Here is a 16,381-nt window from a genome sequence, read left to right as displayed (position 1 = left end):
GTACAAACCTACCACGAACGCCCGGACTTGCAGGCTAGCCGCAGAGCATTTGCTCGAGGACGGCCGGGTCGAGGGCGAGGAGGATCTCTTCGAGCTCCTTGGGCCGGACGGCGTCGCCGATCACCTCCACGCCGTCCGCCGTCGGCCGGATGCGCAGCTTGACCTTCCGGCCCTCGGGATCGGCCGCATACTCCTCGGGCGTGATGAGGTCGGGCAGGGATTCGACGAATTCGCGTTTCGTCATGTCGGCACCTCGTCCCATCGCCCGGGGACCTTCCGTGAGCAATGAGGGCATGTTCCGTGAAGGAGGTTGTTCTCCGCGAGCGCCCACACGTCTCTTCGAATCACGGCCTGGCCACAGCCCGCGCAAGATGTATTGCGCCCGTCCTCGCCGAGCGCGCGCTCGACGTACACGTGCACGAGCCCGGCGTCCTTCGCGAGGGCGACGGCGCGGCGGAGGAGGTCGGGGTGTGTCGGGGGGGCTTCCTGGAGGCGATAATCGGGGTGGAAACGGACGAGGTGCCACGGGGTCTCGGCGCCGAACGAAACGACGAGCGCGGCGAGGGCGCGGAGCGAGGCGTCGTCCGTGTTGAGGCCCGGGATGAGCGGGGTCGAGATTTCGAGCCAGACGCCGCATTCTTTCCAGATGGAAAGCGCTTCCAGGACGGGCGCGAGCGGCGCGGCCGTGAGCTTGCGGTGCGAAAGGTCGGCCGGCGTCTTCAGATCGACGTTGGCGGCGAGCAGGGCCGGGGCGACGAGCCGGGCGGCGTGTTTCGTGACGAACCCATTGGTCTTCCAAACGATGGCGGGGCCGGGGTCGCCCTGGAGCTCGGCGACGTCGAGCGCGAGCTCGGCGGCGAGGAGGGGCTCGGTGTACGAGAAGGCGAGGAGCGCGTTTTTCTCCGCGCACGCGCGGACGAGCTCTCGCGCCGTGATGGGACGCGCGGTCCACGGCGCCTCGATGCGGCCGTGCTGCGAGAGGGGGAAGTTCTGGCAATACGTGCAGGCGAACGTGCAGCCCGGCGCGGCCACGGTGAGGACGGTTTTTCCGGGATGAACGTGATACAGCGGCTTGCGCTCGATGGGCTGGGCGTGGAGGACGGACGTCGCGTAGGTCGCCGTTTCCATCGTGTCGCCGCGCCTCTGCCGGACGTGGCAGCGGCCCCGATCGCCGTCCGCGAGCGCGCACGCGAAGGGGCAGAGGGTGCAGGTGAGGCGCGCGCCGTCGGTCCGGTAAAACCGCGCGGGGCGCCATTCCGGAGACGAGGTCATGCGAGCACCTGCCCGAGGGCCGCCGCGAGCAGGCCTTCGTCGTCGGGGCCGAGGCAGACGGCGCGCTTGCATCGCCTTTGCCACGCGGGCTCCCGGGGGTGGCCCGGGTAATGCACGAAAAAGCCGGCGAGGTCCTTGGGCGCGGGGACGTCGAGGTCCTCCTCGCCGAACGACGGATGCGAGAGGAGCACGATCGTGGGTTCGAGCGGACCGTGCATGGGCAAGGACGTGCAGAGTTCGGCGGCGAGGGCCATGGTTTGTCCGGTATGCACGGGCTCGCGCGCGCGGGCCGTGAGCACTTCGAAGAGGTCTGCGCGGTGGGCGATCGCCCGCGCTTCGTTGTTGCCGCCGGCTGCAATGAAATAGGCGGGCAGGCCGACGTCGAGCAGGGACGCGGCGAGGGCGTGCGCGGCTTGCCGGAGCAGGGCCTCGACCGGGCCGAAGGCGGTGGGCGAGACGTCGAGGACGAGCACGAGCGGGCGCAGGCGCGGCGGCTCGCGGCCGAAGCGGGCGCGATAGAGCAGGCCGCCGGCGAGGGCGCGATACTGCCGGAGATCGTCGGGCAAGGCCCATTGTGAGGGGACGAGCTGGAGGAGGTGGCCCGACGAAGAAAACCCCGAGGGTTCGAGCCAGGGGCCCCGCGCCTCCGCGGCGCCGAGGCTCTGCGCGGGGATACGCAAGGCGAGGAGCCGGCGATCGAGGGCGATCCGCGGCGCGAGCTCAGCGAGGCGCCCGAGCATCACGAGCGGCAGGGTGGGATCGTCGGCGCACGCCTCGGGGCCGAGGGAGCCGAGCAAGGCGAGCAGGCGATCGTCGACGGCGTCGAGGGCGTGTTCGAGGTACGCGAGGGGCAAGGGCGGCGCGTCGGGCTCGGAGGCGCCGCCGGCGAGGGCGTCGATCAGGGCGAAACGAATCTCGGCGGCGGAGGTGTCGGTTGGCGGGGCAAACGAGGTGTCCTCGGAGTCGCGGAGCAGGAGCAAGACGAGCGCGATACGGGCTTGCGGTGGCCAGCGGAGCGCGGCGAGGGCGCTCGTCCCGGGGTGGCGCGCGAGGCGCTGGGCTGCGGGGGACGAGGTTTGTCCGGCGGTGAGGGCGAGCAATTCGCGGAGGAGCGAGAGCGGCGCTGAGCGATTCACGCGGAGCAGGGCGACGAGCGCGCCGGGTAGCGGGTCGAGATCGGCGGCGAGCGGGCCTGCGCTGAGGAGGCGCGGCGCAGGCGCCACGGCTTTGAGGGTGGCCTGCGTATTCCAGACGCGCGCCGTGCAAGGGTGCGTCGACGCGAGCAGGACGCCGTCGGGCGAAAAGGCGAGGCGATAGGCGAAGTCTTCGGGGAATTCGTACCGGGCGAGCGGGAGGCCGGTGTGCGCGTCCCAGATTCGAATGGTGCGATCGGCCGAGCCGGAGGCGATGCGGCGGCCCTCGGGGGACCAGGCGACGCAAAAGACGAGGCCCGTGTGGCCTGTGAGGCGGAGGATCGGATCTTTCGGGTCGAGGCCGCAGAGGATGACGTCTTTGTCCTCGGACGCGGTGGCGAGACGGTTGCCGTCGGGCGACCAGGCGACGCCGTGAATGTCGCCCCGATGATGCTGATGCTCGGCGCGGAGCCCGCTCGGCATGTTCCAGAGGCGGAGCTTTCCGCCCGTCGCGCCCTCGGCGAGGATCGGCGCCTCGGGGGCGAACGCGACGGAATAGGACATCGTCCAATGGCTCGCGGCGAGCGCGGTCTCGGCCATCGTGGCGAGGTGGAGGAGGCGCGTGCCGCCCTGGCCGCCCATGGCGAGGAGCTGGCCGTCCTTCGAGAAAGAAAGCTCGAAGAAGGCATTGCCGCCCTTGATTTCGCGGAGGGTCTTGCCGGTCTCGGCGTCGGCGATGCGCACGTCGCCGCTCTTGCGGGCATAGGCGATCCGTTTTCCGTCGGGCGACACCGCGACGCATAGAATGCCGCGTCCGTATTCGGATTCGCTTTGCTCCCATAGGAGCGTGCCCGCGGGCAGGGCGAGGCGCCGGAGCTTGCCGTCGTCGCGGCCGAAGTAGAGCGAGCGGCCGTCGCGGGCGAAGGTGACGGAGCCCGGGCCCTTGCCGAGGTAACTCTCGGAGAAATCGTCGATGATGCCGAGCGAGGCTGCGCCGGTGGCGCCTTTGAAGGGGCCGACGGGGCCGATCGTCGCGACGTCCTCGGCCACGGGGGCGCGGCCCACCGTGGCGGCCTGGCGCGTCACGTACGCGTCGAGCGTGGCCTTGCGTGCGTGTTGCGGCTCGCTCATGCCCCGGCGCTCCCGACCCCCGGATGTATCCGAATCCGAGGGGATTTGCTAAGGTTCTTTGCAGATGGCGAAGCGGGACACCGTGGAAGCGGCCCTCCGCGAGGCGTTCGACCGAGGCCTCGGGAAGGGGCGGGATCCGACGCGCAAAGAGCCCGCGGCAGGTGGGGGGACGCGGACCACGATCCGCTCGCCGTGGCTGGGAAAAACCTGCACGCACTGCGGGCACACGTTCCGGCGCGGCGATGCCGTGGATCCCGCGGGGGCGGCGAGGGACGAGGTGCGTCACGGGGAGGTTTGTCCGGACGAGGAGACGATCTCGGCGTCGGCGTCGTCGCGGGAGCGCGAGGCGTTTTACGCGGGGGTCGCGTCCGCGCATCCGCCGCCCGAGGGGCTCCCGCTCGTGCGGCTCTTGCCGGGGGATCCGCGGCTCGCGGCGCCGGGGGGCGCGGGGCGGCGGCCTTCGTGCGTGATCTGCGGGCACACGCTCCGGCCGTTCGATGAGGTCGTGGTTTGTCCGTGCAGCCCCGAGGCGCCGCTCTGCCGCGGGGCCGTGCACCGCGACGCGATCCGGACGATGTATTGCTTCGATGAGTGGCAGAAGAGCAAGATCGGGCAGCATTGCCCCGTGACCTCGCGGAAGCTCACGTGAGCGGTTTGTCCGAGCGGTTCGCGCGGCACGCGCTCGTGCCGGGGTTTCGGCAGGATCGGCTCGCCGCGGCGACGGTGGTGATCGCGGGCGTGGGCGCGCTCGGGAACGTGGTCGCGCAGGCGCTCGCGCTCGCGGGCGTGGGAAAGCTCGTGCTTTGTGATCCTGATGTTGTCGCAGCCTCGAACCTGAGCCGCGCGCCGTTGTTTCGGCCCGCGGACGTGGGGCGGCCGAAGGCGCTGGCGGCGAAGGATACGCTCGCCGCGCTCGCGCCGGAGACGGTCGTGGAGGCGCGGCCTGCAGCGCTCGTCTCGGGCGTGGGGCTCGCGGAGCTGCGGGATGCGTCGCTCGTCGTGGGGTGTCTCGACAGCCGCGCGGCGCGGATGTCGCTCGCGGGGCGCGCGGGGCTCGTGCGCGCGCGGTGGATCGACGCGGCGACGTCGGCGTGGGGCGGGGAGGTGCGGCCGTTTCTGGATCCGGACGGGCCGTGTTACGCGTGTGCGCTCTCGCCCGAGGAGCGCGCGAAGAGCGACGTGCCGTGGAGCTGCATGGATCCGCGCAGGCCTGCGGAGCTCGGGTCGAGCGCGCCTGTCGCGGGCCTCGTGGGCGCGTGGGCGAGCGCGCTCGCGGCGCGGGTGATCATGGGCGAGGCGGCGGCGACCGACGCGGTCGTGATCGACGTGCTGCGCGGCGCGGCCGAGCCGCTCCGGATGCAGCGCGCGCCGGATTGCCCGCTGCATGCGCCGATCGGGGAAGCGACGCGAATTCCGCTCGGGAGTGATGCGACCGTGGGGGCGCTTCGCGCGGCGCTCGGGCCGGGGGCGCGGCCGCTCGCGTGGAGCCCGCTCTTGCAGAGGCTCGAATGTCCGCGCGGGGATCACGCCGAGGAGGCGTGGGGCATGCCGTCCACCCGAGGCTGTCCGCGTTGTGGTACGTTGATGCGAGCGCGGACGACGCTCCTCTTCGAGAGCGCGCCCGAGGGGGCGGTGTTGTCGGATCTGGGGGTGGCGCCGCGCGAGATCCTCGCGGTGCTCGGTCGAGTCGGAATCACGTACGTGGAGCTTTCCTGATGTCGAACGCGGGACTTCTTCTGGACACGGCGGAGGCGGTGGGCGAGCTCGGGCGCGTGGCAGAAACACGCGAGGACGCGCTCACGCTGCTCGGCGGCGCGATCCTCGCAGGCGTGCCGGGCCTCGAAGGCGCGCGCCTGCCGCGGTTCGAGGGGCCGGCGCACGACTATTTCCAGAAGGTCGCCGAGATCGTGGAGCAAGGCGGCGGGCGCGCGGGGGTCTCGGCGCTGCTCGCCGAAGCGTCGCGGCTCTTTCCCGGCAAGCGTGGCAAGGGGCGTGAGGCGGGCTTTGCGCGCGAATCGGGCGCGCAGGCGCTGCCCATTTCGATCGTGCTGCAGGAGGATCTCGGCGACGAGCAGATCCTGGCGATCGTGAAGGCGTCGCGCGGCGTCGCGGCCTCGCTCGGGCGAAGGGCGGCGCTCGATCTCGTGAGCCGCGAGGAAGGAGGTCTCTGCGTGTCGTTCGAAGGCGCGAGCGAGGAAGAGGCGGAGACGATCGTGCGGTCGCTCCGCGCGTCGATCGAGCCCTCGATGCGCGTGGAGGTCGCGCGCGAGAGCCACGCGTTCCGCGATTATTTCCTCGATCCGCTGCAAGCCGAGGGGCCGGACGGGCAGCGGTTCGTGCTCGATCACGTGCGGGCCTCGACGCGGCTCGTGGACGTGGCGCAGGCGATCCTCGGGGCCTACGAGGAGGCGTTCTGGCCCATGGGCAAAGGCGAAAAGGCGCTGCCCGTCGTGGATCTGCGGCGGCCCGGGGAGCGCGGGGCGCGGCGGCTCTTCTCGCAGCAGACGCTGCACGACGCGGGCGTGCAGCCCTTCGATCTCCTGGAAATCCATCCGGAGCGCCGCGCGGGCAGCGTGAATCCGTTTCTGCTGACCGAGAGCCTGGCGATGGTGAAGAACCAGATCCTCGAGTTTGCCGGGACGCACCAGGGCTTCGAGGTGCAGGCGAACGCACTCGACGTGCCGACGGAGTACCTCGTGCGCTTTCGCGCGCCGGGGTTTGCCCCGGGATCACCGCCGCGGCGGGTCGAGGCGCACGAGGTGCTCCTGGTGATGCCGCCCGATTTCCCGGTGAAGGCGCCGGAGGCGTATTTCCAGCGCGAGGTATTTCACCCGAACGTGGACGCGAAGACGGGGCTCGTTTGTCTGGGCGTGCTCGCGGAGAGCTACCGGCCGGGGCTGCATTTCGGTACGGTTTGTCAGATGCTCGTCGACATGGCGTCGTACCGGAACTACGAGCTGCGCGAGGTCTACAACCCCGAGGCCCACGCCTGGGCCGCCTCGCCCGAGGGGCAAGCCGCGATCACGGCGAGCGGCGGGCGCTCGTGGAGCGAGCTCGAAGGCGGGGCGGCGCGGCGCGCGCGCAGCGTGAGGATCGAGCGGCTCTCGGCATGATCCGGGCGAAAAAGGCGTTCGGCGTGTCCCCGATCAAGGCGCCGCCGCCGCCCCTCCGAACGAAGAGCGCGCTCGGTCCGCGCGCCCGCGCGTGGCCCGGGGCGGCGCGCGAAGGCGGGCCCGTCGACGTGTTCGTCCGGGACCACGTGCGCGATTCGCTCGGCGTCTCGTGGGGATTTTCGCGCGAGGTGGAGGAAGGCGGGTTTCTGTTCGGTGAGGTGCACCGGGACGCGGATGCGCCTTCGCGGTGGCTCGTCGTGGTGACGGAGGTGATCCGGGCCGAGCACACGGAGGAGGCGCCGGACGCGCTCGTGTTTTCGCCGGAGTCGTTCGCCTCGATGCGGCGGCATGCCGAGGCGAAGCGCGATGGGGCCTCGATCCTCGGCTGGTTTCACACGCACCTCGTCGCAGGGCCGGAGGATCGGGGGCTCTCCGTGGTCGATCGGGATCTGCACTTCTCCACGTTCCGGCGGCCCTGGCAGGTCGCGGCGCTCGTCTGCGTGGATCCGGCGCGGGATCCCGAGGGGCGCGAGGTCTCGTTTTTCGCGCGGCAGGGCGACTTCTTGGTGCCGTGTGCCGTGGAGGTGCTCGCGTGACGGAGCTCGAACGGGGTGCGTCGAGACAACCCGCGGGCCGGACCTCGGCAGCCACGGCGATCGCGGCGGAGGTGATCGCGTGGGCGAGCGCGCCCGGCGGGGCGCGGCCGCGGAAAACGCCTCAAGGAGAGATGGGGTATCCCTCGCTGCTCGCGCCGCCGCAGCGCTTGCGAGATGCGGCGGCGGCGCTCGCCGCGATCCACGCGGCGAAGCTCGGCCTGCGCGCGCCGCCGCTCGGCGATGGAAGGCCGCTCGGGCCCGGAGGTGTGGTGCTCGCCGCGGCCGTGGGGGTTGTGGAGACGAAGGGCGTGGCGGAGGCGCTCGCGGAGGCCTGTCCGGAGCTCTCGGGGGCGTGGGATCTCGTGCTGCGGGATGCGATATGCTCGCGCGCGCTCGCGACGTCGATCGACGCGGATTTCGCGGACATGCTGCGCGCACGGTCGCCGCTCACGGCCGCGCTCGGCAGGCCCGCGCCCGGCGGGGAGGACGAGACGATCGCGACGATCGCCGCGATCGCCCGGCATGCGGACGGAAGAAGGTTGGTGGTCCAAACGTTCGCGCGGCCGGGCGCTCCGCGCGAGGTGCGGCGGTTCCGCGCGGCGGCGATGGAGCGGCTGCGCACGGGGGAAACGAGCTTGCTCGATCTGGTGATCGAGGTGTACGAGGCGGCGCTCGTGTTTCATCGCGAGCGCGTGATCGAGGAGATCACGGCGGCGCGGGCGGTGATCCTCGGGCGGGGGGACCCGGAGGCGAAGATCGAGGACGCGCTCGCAGTGGCTGCGTTTTATGGGCCGCTCTGGCGGATCCGTCGGGCGCACGCGGAGCTCTTGCGAACGCGGCACGGGCTCGATCTCGAAGGGATGCTCGAGGGGACGCGGCTGTTCCAGCTCGGCGCGCGCCTCGCCGGAGAAGATGCATGAGCCGGCCGCTCGTCTCGCTCGCGCCGCTCGGGGATGCCGAGGCGTTTCAGGATGCGCTGTTCAATGCGCAGGAACAAACGCTGCGCGGATTGCTCGAAATGTGCCCGGCGGTGTCGCTGGAGCCGCTCGCCGAGGTGCTCGATCGGCGCGTATCGGATCTGCGGATCAAGGTGGTGACGATCTCCGAGCGGACGCCGGTGTTCTGGCCGCCGGGGCTTCGGCTGCCAACGGCGACGGCGCACCCCGCGCCGCAGGCGCCGGTGCCGGTCGTCGCGCCGAAGGCGCCTGCAGCCGCGGCAAAACCGCCGCCCGCGCTGGAGGGACATCCGCAGGCGATCTCGGAGGCGCAAGCCGTGGAGATCGCGTATGGCGACGAGATCGAGCAGGTCGCGTCGTTCCTGCGGGCCGGTTTGTCGGCCATGGTCATTTGTGACAAACTCGTCGTGCGGCACCTCTGGCCGCGGATCGTGGCGGCGGCGCGGCTCGATCGGGTGGTGCTGGAGCTGCCGCCCGAGGACGCGGAGGCGGGGATCGTGCCGCGGGGCCTGCGGCAGATGCAGATTGCGCGGCTGCGGGAGCTGATCTTCGGGCTGAAGGAGGGGCAGGTGCTCGTGCTGCCGCACCTCGATCTGCTCGTGGCGGCGACCGAGCGCGGGATGTCGAGCGAAGCGCGGGAGATCACGGAGCTTCTGTACGAGGCGCCGGATAGGCCGTTGCTCGCGTTCGTGGATCGGTCGCTCGTGGTGCCAGAGGTGGTGGCGGCGCGTTTTTCCGTGCGTATTTCGCTCTCGGGGCTGCCGCGGGAGGTGCCTCTGGAGGGGCAGCGAGCCCCGGTGGGGGTGGCGCTCGTGACCCAAAAAGAAAGGGCGATGTTCGCCGATTACAAGCCGGCGGAGTTCTTCAAGCAGGTCGCGGGGCTCAATCCGATCCGGCTGCGCGACGCGATGGCCTACGCTGTCCAGATCGAGGCGCGGCGCGGGCATGGCCCGGACAACCCCTCGCGGGTCGCCCGGCTCTACGAGTCGATCCGGATGTTCAAGGCGCAGACGTCCGAGGATTTCGTCATTCCAGACGTCTCGATGGCCGACATCGGGGGGTATGAAGACGAAAAGGCGCTGCTCGCGCGGGCGATCAAGCTGCTCGCCGGGGTGTTCCAGCTCCCGGACGACAAGCTCCGGCGCGAACTCATCCCGCGGGGATTCTTGTTCCACGGGCCGCCGGGGACAGGCAAGACGCTGTTCGCGAAGGCGATCGCGAACCAGATGAACGCGACGATCCGCGTCGTGTCCGGGCCGGAGGTCACGGACATGTACGTGGGCGAGAGCGAGCGGAAGCTCCGCGCGATTTTCGCCGAGGCGCGCCGGAACGCGCCGAGCGTGGTGGTATTCGATGAGTTCGATTCGATCGCGGCCAAGCGCAGCGGGCGCGACGACGGCGGGAGCCGCGCGGGAAATGCGCTCGTCGCGCAGATCTTGACGGAGATGGATGGGTTTCGGCCCGACGTGCCGATGCTGGTGATTGGCACGACGAACCGGCTGAACCTCATCGACGAGGCGTTGCTCCGGCCGAGCCGGTTTCAGCCGATCGCCATTGGTTTGCCCGACGAGGCGGCGCGGCGGCGTATCGCCGAGGTGCACGCGAAGCATTTTCAGATTGAGGCGAGCCCCGCGCTGCTCGACGTGATCGCGGAGGCGACGCACGGGATGAACGGGGATCAGATCCGGTCGATCTTCCGCGACGCGTGCGTGGGGCTGTTTTGCGAGACACCACCGATCGAGCCGACAGCGGAGCGGCTCGGATTTCTGGTCGGGAGGATTCGCGCGGCGGCCGACGAGCAAAGGCTCGAAGGGGCCGCGCCGATCGTGGCGGTCGCCGCGCGGGCGCCGTCGGGGCCCGGGCCGCGGCGGCCGTCGGGGGCCTTGTTCACGCTTGCGTCGGGGAATGGCCCCGGCGGGCATGGGACGTCCGGAGGAGGATCGCCGTGAGTTATCCGGAGGCGACCCTTCGGACGGTGGACCGGCTGTCGCGGCTCGCGAAGGAGCTGAAGCGGCAGTTTTTCCTGCGGGACGAGGCGGTGGATATCCTCGTGCTCGGCGCGGTTTGTCAGGAGCACGTGCTCTTGCTCGGGCCGCCGGGCACGGCGAAGAGTGATCTCTTGACGCGATTCGCCGAGCAGATCGACGCGCCGCGGTTCCATTACCTGCTCACGCGGTTCACGGAGCCGGCCGAGATCTTCGGGCCGCTGGATCTGCCTGCATTCCAAGAGGGGCGGTACCACGTGCGCACGGAGGGGATGTTGCCTTCGGCGACGATCGCGTTCCTCGACGAGGTGTTCCAGGGCGGGAGCGCGATCTTGAATACGCTGCTCACGCTGGTAAACGAGCGGGTGTTCCACAATGGCCCGGTCCGGCAGCGGGTGCCGCTGATGTCGCTCGTCGGGGCCTCGAACGAGCTGCCGGACGATCCGACGCTGAAGGCGTTCGCCGATCGATTCGCGCTGCGGGTGCTGGCCCCACCGGCGCCGGACGAGGGGCTCGGCGAATTGCTCAATCGAGGCTGGGACCTGGAAGTGGAGCGGCTCGACGCGGCGAAGAGGAGCGAGCGCGGGGAGGGGACGGCCGTGGTGCCGATGTTGAAGGAATCGGCGGTGCGGGCGCTGCAATATCATCTCGCCGAGGTGAAGCTCTCGGAGGTGCGGCCGCTGTACGAGCAGATTTTGCGGGATACACGGGCCGAGGGGCTGGAGCTTTCGGATCGGCGGATCGTGAAGGGGCTGCGGCTCGTCGCGGGCGCGGCGCTCGTCGCGGGGCGGGAGCAGGCGGCGGTCGAGGATCTGTGGCCCATCAAGCACGTGTGGTCGCGGCCTTCGGACGCGCCGATCCTGCGGCGCGTGGTGGAGGCGCGGATCACCGAGGCCGGGGGCGCGAAGGCGCCGCGGGCGCGAGGGCAAAGGCATATCCTCGCGGATCTGGAGACGCTGGAGGAGCGCGAGGGGAGCCTGCGCGGGGAGACGGCGATTTCTGCGCATTTGATGGCGCTCAATCGCCTGCGACGCGAGGTGATTCTGGATCACCCGGACGGGCGGGAGCTCCGGGAGCGAATCGAGGTCGTCGTGCGCCGCGTGCTCGGGCGGCTCGAGGAGGCGTGATGTGCAATCCGCGTCGGGTGGAGGTGACGGCGACACGCGCGATCGTGGAGGCGTGGGAGCGTGAGGTGCGCCGCGTGGCGTCGCGGACGGGGACGGTGCACGGCGAGGTGCGGATCCGGCAATCCCTCGCGGCGTCGCTCGGCGCGCCGGCCCTGGCCGCCTTGGAGCGAGCGCTCGACGCGGGGGATCTCGCGTGGCGGGAGGTGCCGGAGGGATATCGATACGCCATCGACGGGGGATATGCGCTGTATTCGCCGGACGATCGGAGCTTGACGATCGTGGCGACGCAAAGCGAAGAGGTGGTCGGTCGGGGCGAGGCGGAGAGGCGTTTGTCGGGGCGCGTGGAGGCGGAACTCTCGGCGCGCGGGATGGGGGCCTATTACGACGACGGATACAACGGCAGGACGCGGGCGGCGGCGGACGTGGAGGCGCGGGCGGCGGCGCAGGTCGCGCTGGACGCGGCGGCGCGGGCGCGGGTCACGCAGGCGGCGAGCGACGCGGAGGCGGCCGTGCGCGCGGAGGTCGAAGCGCAGGCGGCGCGCGCGGCGGAGGCCGATTTCGAGGCGCGCGCGGCGGAGCGGCGAGCGGAGCTCCAGCGGCAAGTGGAGGGGCGCGCGGATCGGGTCTTTGCGGAGGCGCGGCGGGCCTTTCACGCGCTGCTCGCGCGGGCATACCGGGACGCCTTGCTCGCCATGGCGCGGCACCGGGGGGCGCAGGGCATTTCGGTGCACGAGGACGGCGACGTGCTCGAAATCGAGTTCGAACTGCCGAGGTAGGAGGCGCGCCATGCCGACGCTCGTGCGATTTCGCTTCAACAAGGTGACGGGGGAGGTCGAGGAATTTCTGGTGGACGATCAGGATCGCCACCTGCCCGAGGCCGAGCACGACCGCATCGCCGCCGAGGTGGGGCAGTTTGTCGCGGCCTTTCCGCGGCTGCGGGAGGTGGCGCCGGAGGGCGCCCCTTTGCGTGAGGCCGGGGGCGCGCGCGAGGCGCCCGCCGAGGAGGCGGAGGGCGGGCCGCTCGTGCCGGAGGTCGAATGACGTCGCCGCGGGAGTTCTGGGCGTCGGCCGGGCGGTGCTGGCTGTCGAGCGGGGACGAGGACGAGGCGCTCCGGTGCTTCGAGGCGGCGGAGGCGTGGGGGAGCCTCGGGGTGCTGCACGAGCGAAAGGGGCGGTTTGTCGAGGCGGCAGAGGCCTACCAGCGCGCCGAGCAATGGGTGGACGCGGCGCGCTGCTTTCACGTGGCGGGGAAATGGGAGCCGGCCGGGCGTTGCCTTTCGCGGGCGGAGCTTCCGATGCGGCGGGCCTGGACGCTCGTGCACGAGATGGGGCTCGTGGCCGAGGCGGAGAAGGTGATCGACGCGGCGCCCATGCGCGATGTGGCCGAGACGGTGTCGATGACGCTCGTGCGCGCGCGTTGTGACGTGGCGCGCGGGGATCACGCGGCGGCGGCGAAGAAGCTGCGCGAGGTGTTTCCGGATCTCGCGAAGGTCTCCCCGGCGTCGGGGTATCGGTGCGTGACGGAATGGGCGGTGCTGATCGGGGAATCGATGCGGCGGCCGGATCTGTCGGCGCTCGCGCTCGCCGCTGCGCCGCGCGGGGTCGAGGCGGACGCGTTATGGGAGCGCTGGTCGTCCCGGGTGTTCGGAGAGGTGGTGCCGCCGCCCTTCTCGCTGCACGCGCGGGATGAGGAGGCGGGCGCCGGATGAGCGACGGCAAACCCCCGACGTTCTGGCAGAAGCTCTTTGGGCGCGCAGGGGACGTGGCGCGATCGGACGAGGGGGCGGCGAAGGAAGAGCCACCGCCACCGCCGCCGCCACCGCCACCGCCACCGCCACCGCCACGGCCGGCTGCGGTTCCACCTCCGCAAACCAAGGCTGTCGCGGAGTTTGTCCAGGCGCCGGCAGGGCAGGCCATGGCGCTGCTCGAGGCAAACCTCTGCGGGGCCATGTTTTCCGGTGCCGGTGAAGCCCTCGCCTTTCTCGGGGCGCTCGGCGGGGCGCGGCTCGCGGCGCGGGCGGTTTGTCGGGTAGGTCCACAAGGAAGAGTCTGGGTCGAGGCCGCCGCGCCGCCCGAGAAAGCAGCGATGCTCGCGCGTCTCGCTGGCGGGCGCGCATTCACGGGGCTCGTCGCGGGCGCAGGGGAGGAGCCGACCCTGGGCGAGCCACGGGCGTGGGTCGCCATGTTGCCCGATGGAAAACCCATGCCGCCGCGGATCCTTTTGCCGCAAGGGCCATCGCGTACGGTGCTGGTCACGGGGCGCGACGTGGAGCGGCTGGAGCGGACGTCGTGGAGCGCGGCGCCATTGCCTTCGCTCCTCGAATCGACGTCGCTGCGCGCCGAGCGCGCGCGTGCGCGGAGCGAGGTCGTGGCCGTGGTGCCGCCGGAGCTCGCGCGCTGGGTCGTGGGGCGTTGTCTCGCGCTCGGGCTCGTGATCTCGCTCGTGCCGGCGGAGCAGCGGGGGCTCCTTGACGCGGAGGAGGGCACGGGGGTCGTGTGGATGCGCGTGCACGCGCCGAAAGGCGTGGTGCCGGCGTCGTGGATCGCGCGGCTCGCGGATCTGCCGGGCGTCGTGGTCGCGTATGCGGCCGGCGGAGACGCGCGGCTCTTCGTGGATGCGCGGTGTGACGCGCCTGCGTGGGCGCCGTTTTTCGCGGCGTTTTTGGGGCGGGACGAGGTATGGGTGCTCGGCGCCGTGGACGTGGGGCACGCGCGTCTGCGTCTGCTCGGTGAAATGGTCTCCGGCGGTTCGCTCGTGACCCTGCCGGATCACGCGGCGGCGCCGATCGAAAGGGAAGCGACGGCGGCGCGGTTGCCAGCCCCGATCCAGGTGGAGCTCGTGCACGACGGGCGCGCGGCGCGGATCGACGCCGTGCTCCTCGACGCCGACGAGCTCGCATGGGCGCGGCAATGGCTTTTGCGGCTGCCGGCGGGGGATTCGGTGGTCCTCGCGTTCGGAGGAGAGCGGCACCTGCTCCTCGCGGCGGAAGAGACGGCGTCGCGTGTGCCGTTTGGCGTGTCGCTTTCGCGGATCGGCCCGGGGGCGATTTACATCGAGCAGGGGCTCGGGTTTTTCCCGGCCATGCCACCGGAGGCGCGGCGCCGGGCCTTCGGGCCAAAGGAGGGCGAGCTCGTGGTCGTGACGCGCGGCGGGTCGTTCGTGTTCCGGATCGATTCACTCGCGCCGGCCTGGGCGGCGTGGATCGCGGAGCCGCCGCCCATGCACCCCGAGCCGTTTGGCGAAGCCACCCAAAAATTCGCGGAGATCGAACGGCGGGCGCGCGCGGACGAGGCGCGCGCGGCGGCCCGAAAGCTGCCGATTGAATTCGACGTGCAGGACGGCGAGGTCGACGTGGGGCGGCTGCGCGAGCAAGCCACGCGCGCGCTCGCCGCCGGGAGCCTCGCCCGCGCAGCGCAGCTCTACGAGCGCATCGGTGATCTGCGCGCGGCCGCTCAGCTCTATGAGCGTGCCGCGCGCGGCGAATAGATCGACGGAATCGGCGCGTCGCTGACGGGACGGCGTTTCGCCTCGGGCATGCGCGTGTTTCGAGCGCCTTCCCGCGTGCTCCCCCCTGCCGATCGTTGTATTCTGCGTTACTTCCGTGGGGCGCCGAACGCGTGACGCTTGCGTGTTCGGCGAAGGAAAAAGGGAGGATGCATGCAACGACGACGGATGGCGGGCGTGGCGCTCGGCGTGGGGCTTCTGCTCGGTCTCGGGGCTTGTAGCAAGAACGACGAATCCCGTGTCGAGTCCTCGACGGGGCCAGCGGCCTCGGGTCCCGCGATGTGGGCGAACGCGCTCGGCGCCGACGGCAGGCAGGCAGGATGGTTCGTCGGCGCGTCCAGGACGGGCGAAATCGTCTTGGTCGGGACGATGGAGGGGTCCGTGCAATTCGGCGACGCAGGGGCCCTTCAAGCCAAGACGAAGAGCGACATCTTCGTGGCATGGCTCGGGCAAGATGGGAAAATCAAGCGCGCGCGGCGCTTCGGCGATTCGGGCCGGCACGTGCCCGTGGGGGTGGCCGTCGATCCACAAGGCGGCGTCGTGATTTCGGGTCTCGCCGACGGGAACATCGATTTCGGCGGCGGGCCGCTCGCCGATCTCGGCGGCGGTGACGCCTTCGTGGCCTCGCTCGGTCCGAACGGCGAGCTCCGGTATGCGCTGCGCGTCGGCGACGCGATGATGCAAAACGGCGGCGAGGTCGTGCTCGCCTCCGACGGGAGCGTGTACTGGTCCGGCTCGTTCGATGGGACAATCGATATCGGCGGACAAACCCTGACGAGCGCCGGAAACTCGGACGTGTTCGTCGCGCGGCTCGATTCCGCGGGCAAGGTCACCTGGGCGAAATCGCTCGGCGGGGCCGGGACCGAGGCCGATGGCTCGCTCGCGATCGACGCGAAGGGCCAGATCCTCGTGTCCGGGTATTACGAGGGCGCGCCGAACCTGGGCACAGGCGCGCTCCCGGACACCGGCGTGGCGGACGGCGAAATGCTCGTCGCCCTCGATTCGTCGGGCAAGGTGCTGTGGTCGCAGGGCGCGCCGAACAAGACCGGCTTCTTCGGGTTCAGCATGCAGGCGGGCGAGAACGGTACGTTCCTCGTCGGCAGCGTGGCAGGGTCGATCGATTTCCTCGGCAAGACGCTCGCCCCGCAAGGAGGCTCGGCCGAGGGCCTCGGGGTCGTGCAGATCGACAGCGCAGGCAAGGTGCTACGCGCGGACGTGTTCCCGGTGGAGCGGCTCGGGCAGGTCTTCGCGACGCCGGTGAAGGGCGGTGGCCTCGTCCTGGGTGGCCATTTCCAGGGCACGGTCGATCTCGGCGGGCAGAAGCTCACGAGCGCCGGCGAGGAGGACATGTTCGTGGCCTGGATGAACCCACAAGGGCGCATCGAGCGCCAGGAGCGGCTCGGCGGCAAGGATCACGAGCGGCTCGGCGATCTCGCGATGACGCCCGACGGGCACGTCGTGTTGACCGGGATGTTCGAGGGGACGATGAACCTCGGCGCCGGTGACCTGACGAGCGGCAAGGGGCCGGACGCGTTCGTCGCGTTCCTGCGGTAAGGACCAACG

15 protein-coding genes are annotated in these 16,381 nt (G+C 71.1%); 12 read left to right on the top strand and 3 right to left on the bottom strand.

Going from position 1 to position 16,381, the window contains the following annotated elements; genetic code table 11:
* Positions 1 to 34: 34 nt before the first annotated feature.
* Genes E8A74_RS27180 through E8A74_RS27170 form a run of 3 tightly spaced genes read right to left on the bottom strand, consistent with a single transcriptional unit; the run spans position 35 to position 3,536 of the window.
* Positions 35 to 244, bottom strand: a complete 210-nt coding sequence (locus E8A74_RS27180) for a radical SAM-modified peptide, FtsH ternary system-associated (protein ID WP_136931989.1) — start codon at positions 242 to 244, stop codon at positions 35 to 37.
* Positions 241 to 1,272 carry an AmmeMemoRadiSam system radical SAM enzyme gene (amrS, locus tag E8A74_RS27175; RefSeq protein ID WP_136931988.1) on the bottom strand — a complete coding sequence of 344 codons (1,032 nt, stop codon included), beginning with the start codon at positions 1,270 to 1,272 and terminating at the stop codon, positions 241 to 243. The genes E8A74_RS27180 and amrS overlap by 4 nt, the downstream gene beginning before the upstream one ends.
* A complete protein-coding gene (locus tag E8A74_RS27170; RefSeq protein ID WP_136931987.1) occupies positions 1,269 to 3,536 on the bottom strand; it encodes a WD40 repeat domain-containing protein in 2,268 nt (755 codons plus the stop codon). The genes amrS and E8A74_RS27170 overlap by 4 nt, the downstream gene beginning before the upstream one ends.
* A 64-nt stretch (positions 3,537 to 3,600) precedes the next feature.
* Between E8A74_RS27170 and E8A74_RS27165 the strand changes: the two genes are divergently transcribed.
* From E8A74_RS27165 to E8A74_RS27110, 12 genes are all read left to right on the top strand, one after another.
* Positions 3,601 to 4,185 carry a hypothetical protein gene (locus E8A74_RS27165; RefSeq protein ID WP_136931986.1) on the top strand — a complete coding sequence of 195 codons (585 nt, stop codon included), beginning with the start codon at positions 3,601 to 3,603 and terminating at the stop codon, positions 4,183 to 4,185.
* On the top strand, positions 4,182 to 5,252 hold the full coding sequence (locus E8A74_RS27160; protein ID WP_170229396.1) for a HesA/MoeB/ThiF family protein: 1,071 nt from the start codon (positions 4,182 to 4,184) through the stop codon (positions 5,250 to 5,252). The genes E8A74_RS27165 and E8A74_RS27160 overlap by 4 nt, the downstream gene beginning before the upstream one ends.
* Positions 5,252 to 6,649: a ubiquitin-conjugating enzyme E2 gene (locus tag E8A74_RS27155; RefSeq protein WP_136931984.1), complete on the top strand. Its 1,398-nt coding sequence runs from the start codon at positions 5,252 to 5,254 to the stop codon at positions 6,647 to 6,649. The genes E8A74_RS27160 and E8A74_RS27155 overlap by 1 nt, the downstream gene beginning before the upstream one ends.
* Positions 6,646 to 7,245, top strand: a complete 600-nt coding sequence (locus E8A74_RS27150; RefSeq protein WP_136931983.1) for an MPN domain-containing protein — start codon at positions 6,646 to 6,648, stop codon at positions 7,243 to 7,245. Before E8A74_RS27155 ends, E8A74_RS27150 begins: the two co-directional genes overlap by 4 nt.
* On the top strand, positions 7,242 to 8,165 hold the full coding sequence (locus tag E8A74_RS27145) for a hypothetical protein (protein ID WP_136931982.1): 924 nt from the start codon (positions 7,242 to 7,244) through the stop codon (positions 8,163 to 8,165). The genes E8A74_RS27150 and E8A74_RS27145 overlap by 4 nt, the downstream gene beginning before the upstream one ends.
* Positions 8,162 to 10,150 carry an ATP-binding protein gene (locus tag E8A74_RS27140; RefSeq protein ID WP_136931981.1) on the top strand — a complete coding sequence of 663 codons (1,989 nt, stop codon included), beginning with the start codon at positions 8,162 to 8,164 and terminating at the stop codon, positions 10,148 to 10,150. The genes E8A74_RS27145 and E8A74_RS27140 overlap by 4 nt, the downstream gene beginning before the upstream one ends.
* Positions 10,147 to 11,313, top strand: a complete 1,167-nt coding sequence (locus E8A74_RS27135) for an AAA family ATPase (RefSeq protein ID WP_136931980.1) — start codon at positions 10,147 to 10,149, stop codon at positions 11,311 to 11,313. Before E8A74_RS27140 ends, E8A74_RS27135 begins: the two co-directional genes overlap by 4 nt.
* Entirely contained in the window at positions 11,313 to 12,089 is a 777-nt protein-coding gene (locus E8A74_RS54090; RefSeq protein ID WP_211365456.1) for a hypothetical protein, read from the top strand. The genes E8A74_RS27135 and E8A74_RS54090 overlap by 1 nt, the downstream gene beginning before the upstream one ends.
* Before the next feature lie 10 nt (positions 12,090 to 12,099).
* Positions 12,100 to 12,354, top strand: a complete 255-nt coding sequence (locus E8A74_RS27125; protein WP_136931979.1) for a hypothetical protein — start codon at positions 12,100 to 12,102, stop codon at positions 12,352 to 12,354.
* Complete coding sequence (locus tag E8A74_RS27120) at positions 12,351 to 13,022, top strand: tetratricopeptide repeat protein (RefSeq protein ID WP_136931978.1); 672 nt, start codon at positions 12,351 to 12,353, stop codon at positions 13,020 to 13,022. Before E8A74_RS27125 ends, E8A74_RS27120 begins: the two co-directional genes overlap by 4 nt.
* Entirely contained in the window at positions 13,019 to 14,800 is a 1,782-nt protein-coding gene (locus tag E8A74_RS54085; RefSeq protein WP_136931977.1) for a hypothetical protein, read from the top strand. The genes E8A74_RS27120 and E8A74_RS54085 overlap by 4 nt, the downstream gene beginning before the upstream one ends.
* Before the next feature lie 171 nt (positions 14,801 to 14,971).
* The gene (locus tag E8A74_RS27110) at positions 14,972 to 16,372 is read left to right on the top strand and encodes a hypothetical protein (protein WP_136931976.1); all 1,401 of its coding nucleotides are present in this window, start codon (positions 14,972 to 14,974) and stop codon (positions 16,370 to 16,372) included.
* Positions 16,373 to 16,381: the final 9 nt, after the last annotated feature.

The sequence above is a fragment of the Polyangium fumosum genome (genome assembly GCF_005144585.1).
Lineage (GTDB): Bacteria > Myxococcota_A > Polyangia > Polyangiales > Polyangiaceae > Polyangium > Polyangium fumosum.
This window is presented reverse-complemented; position numbering and strand designations above follow the sequence as displayed.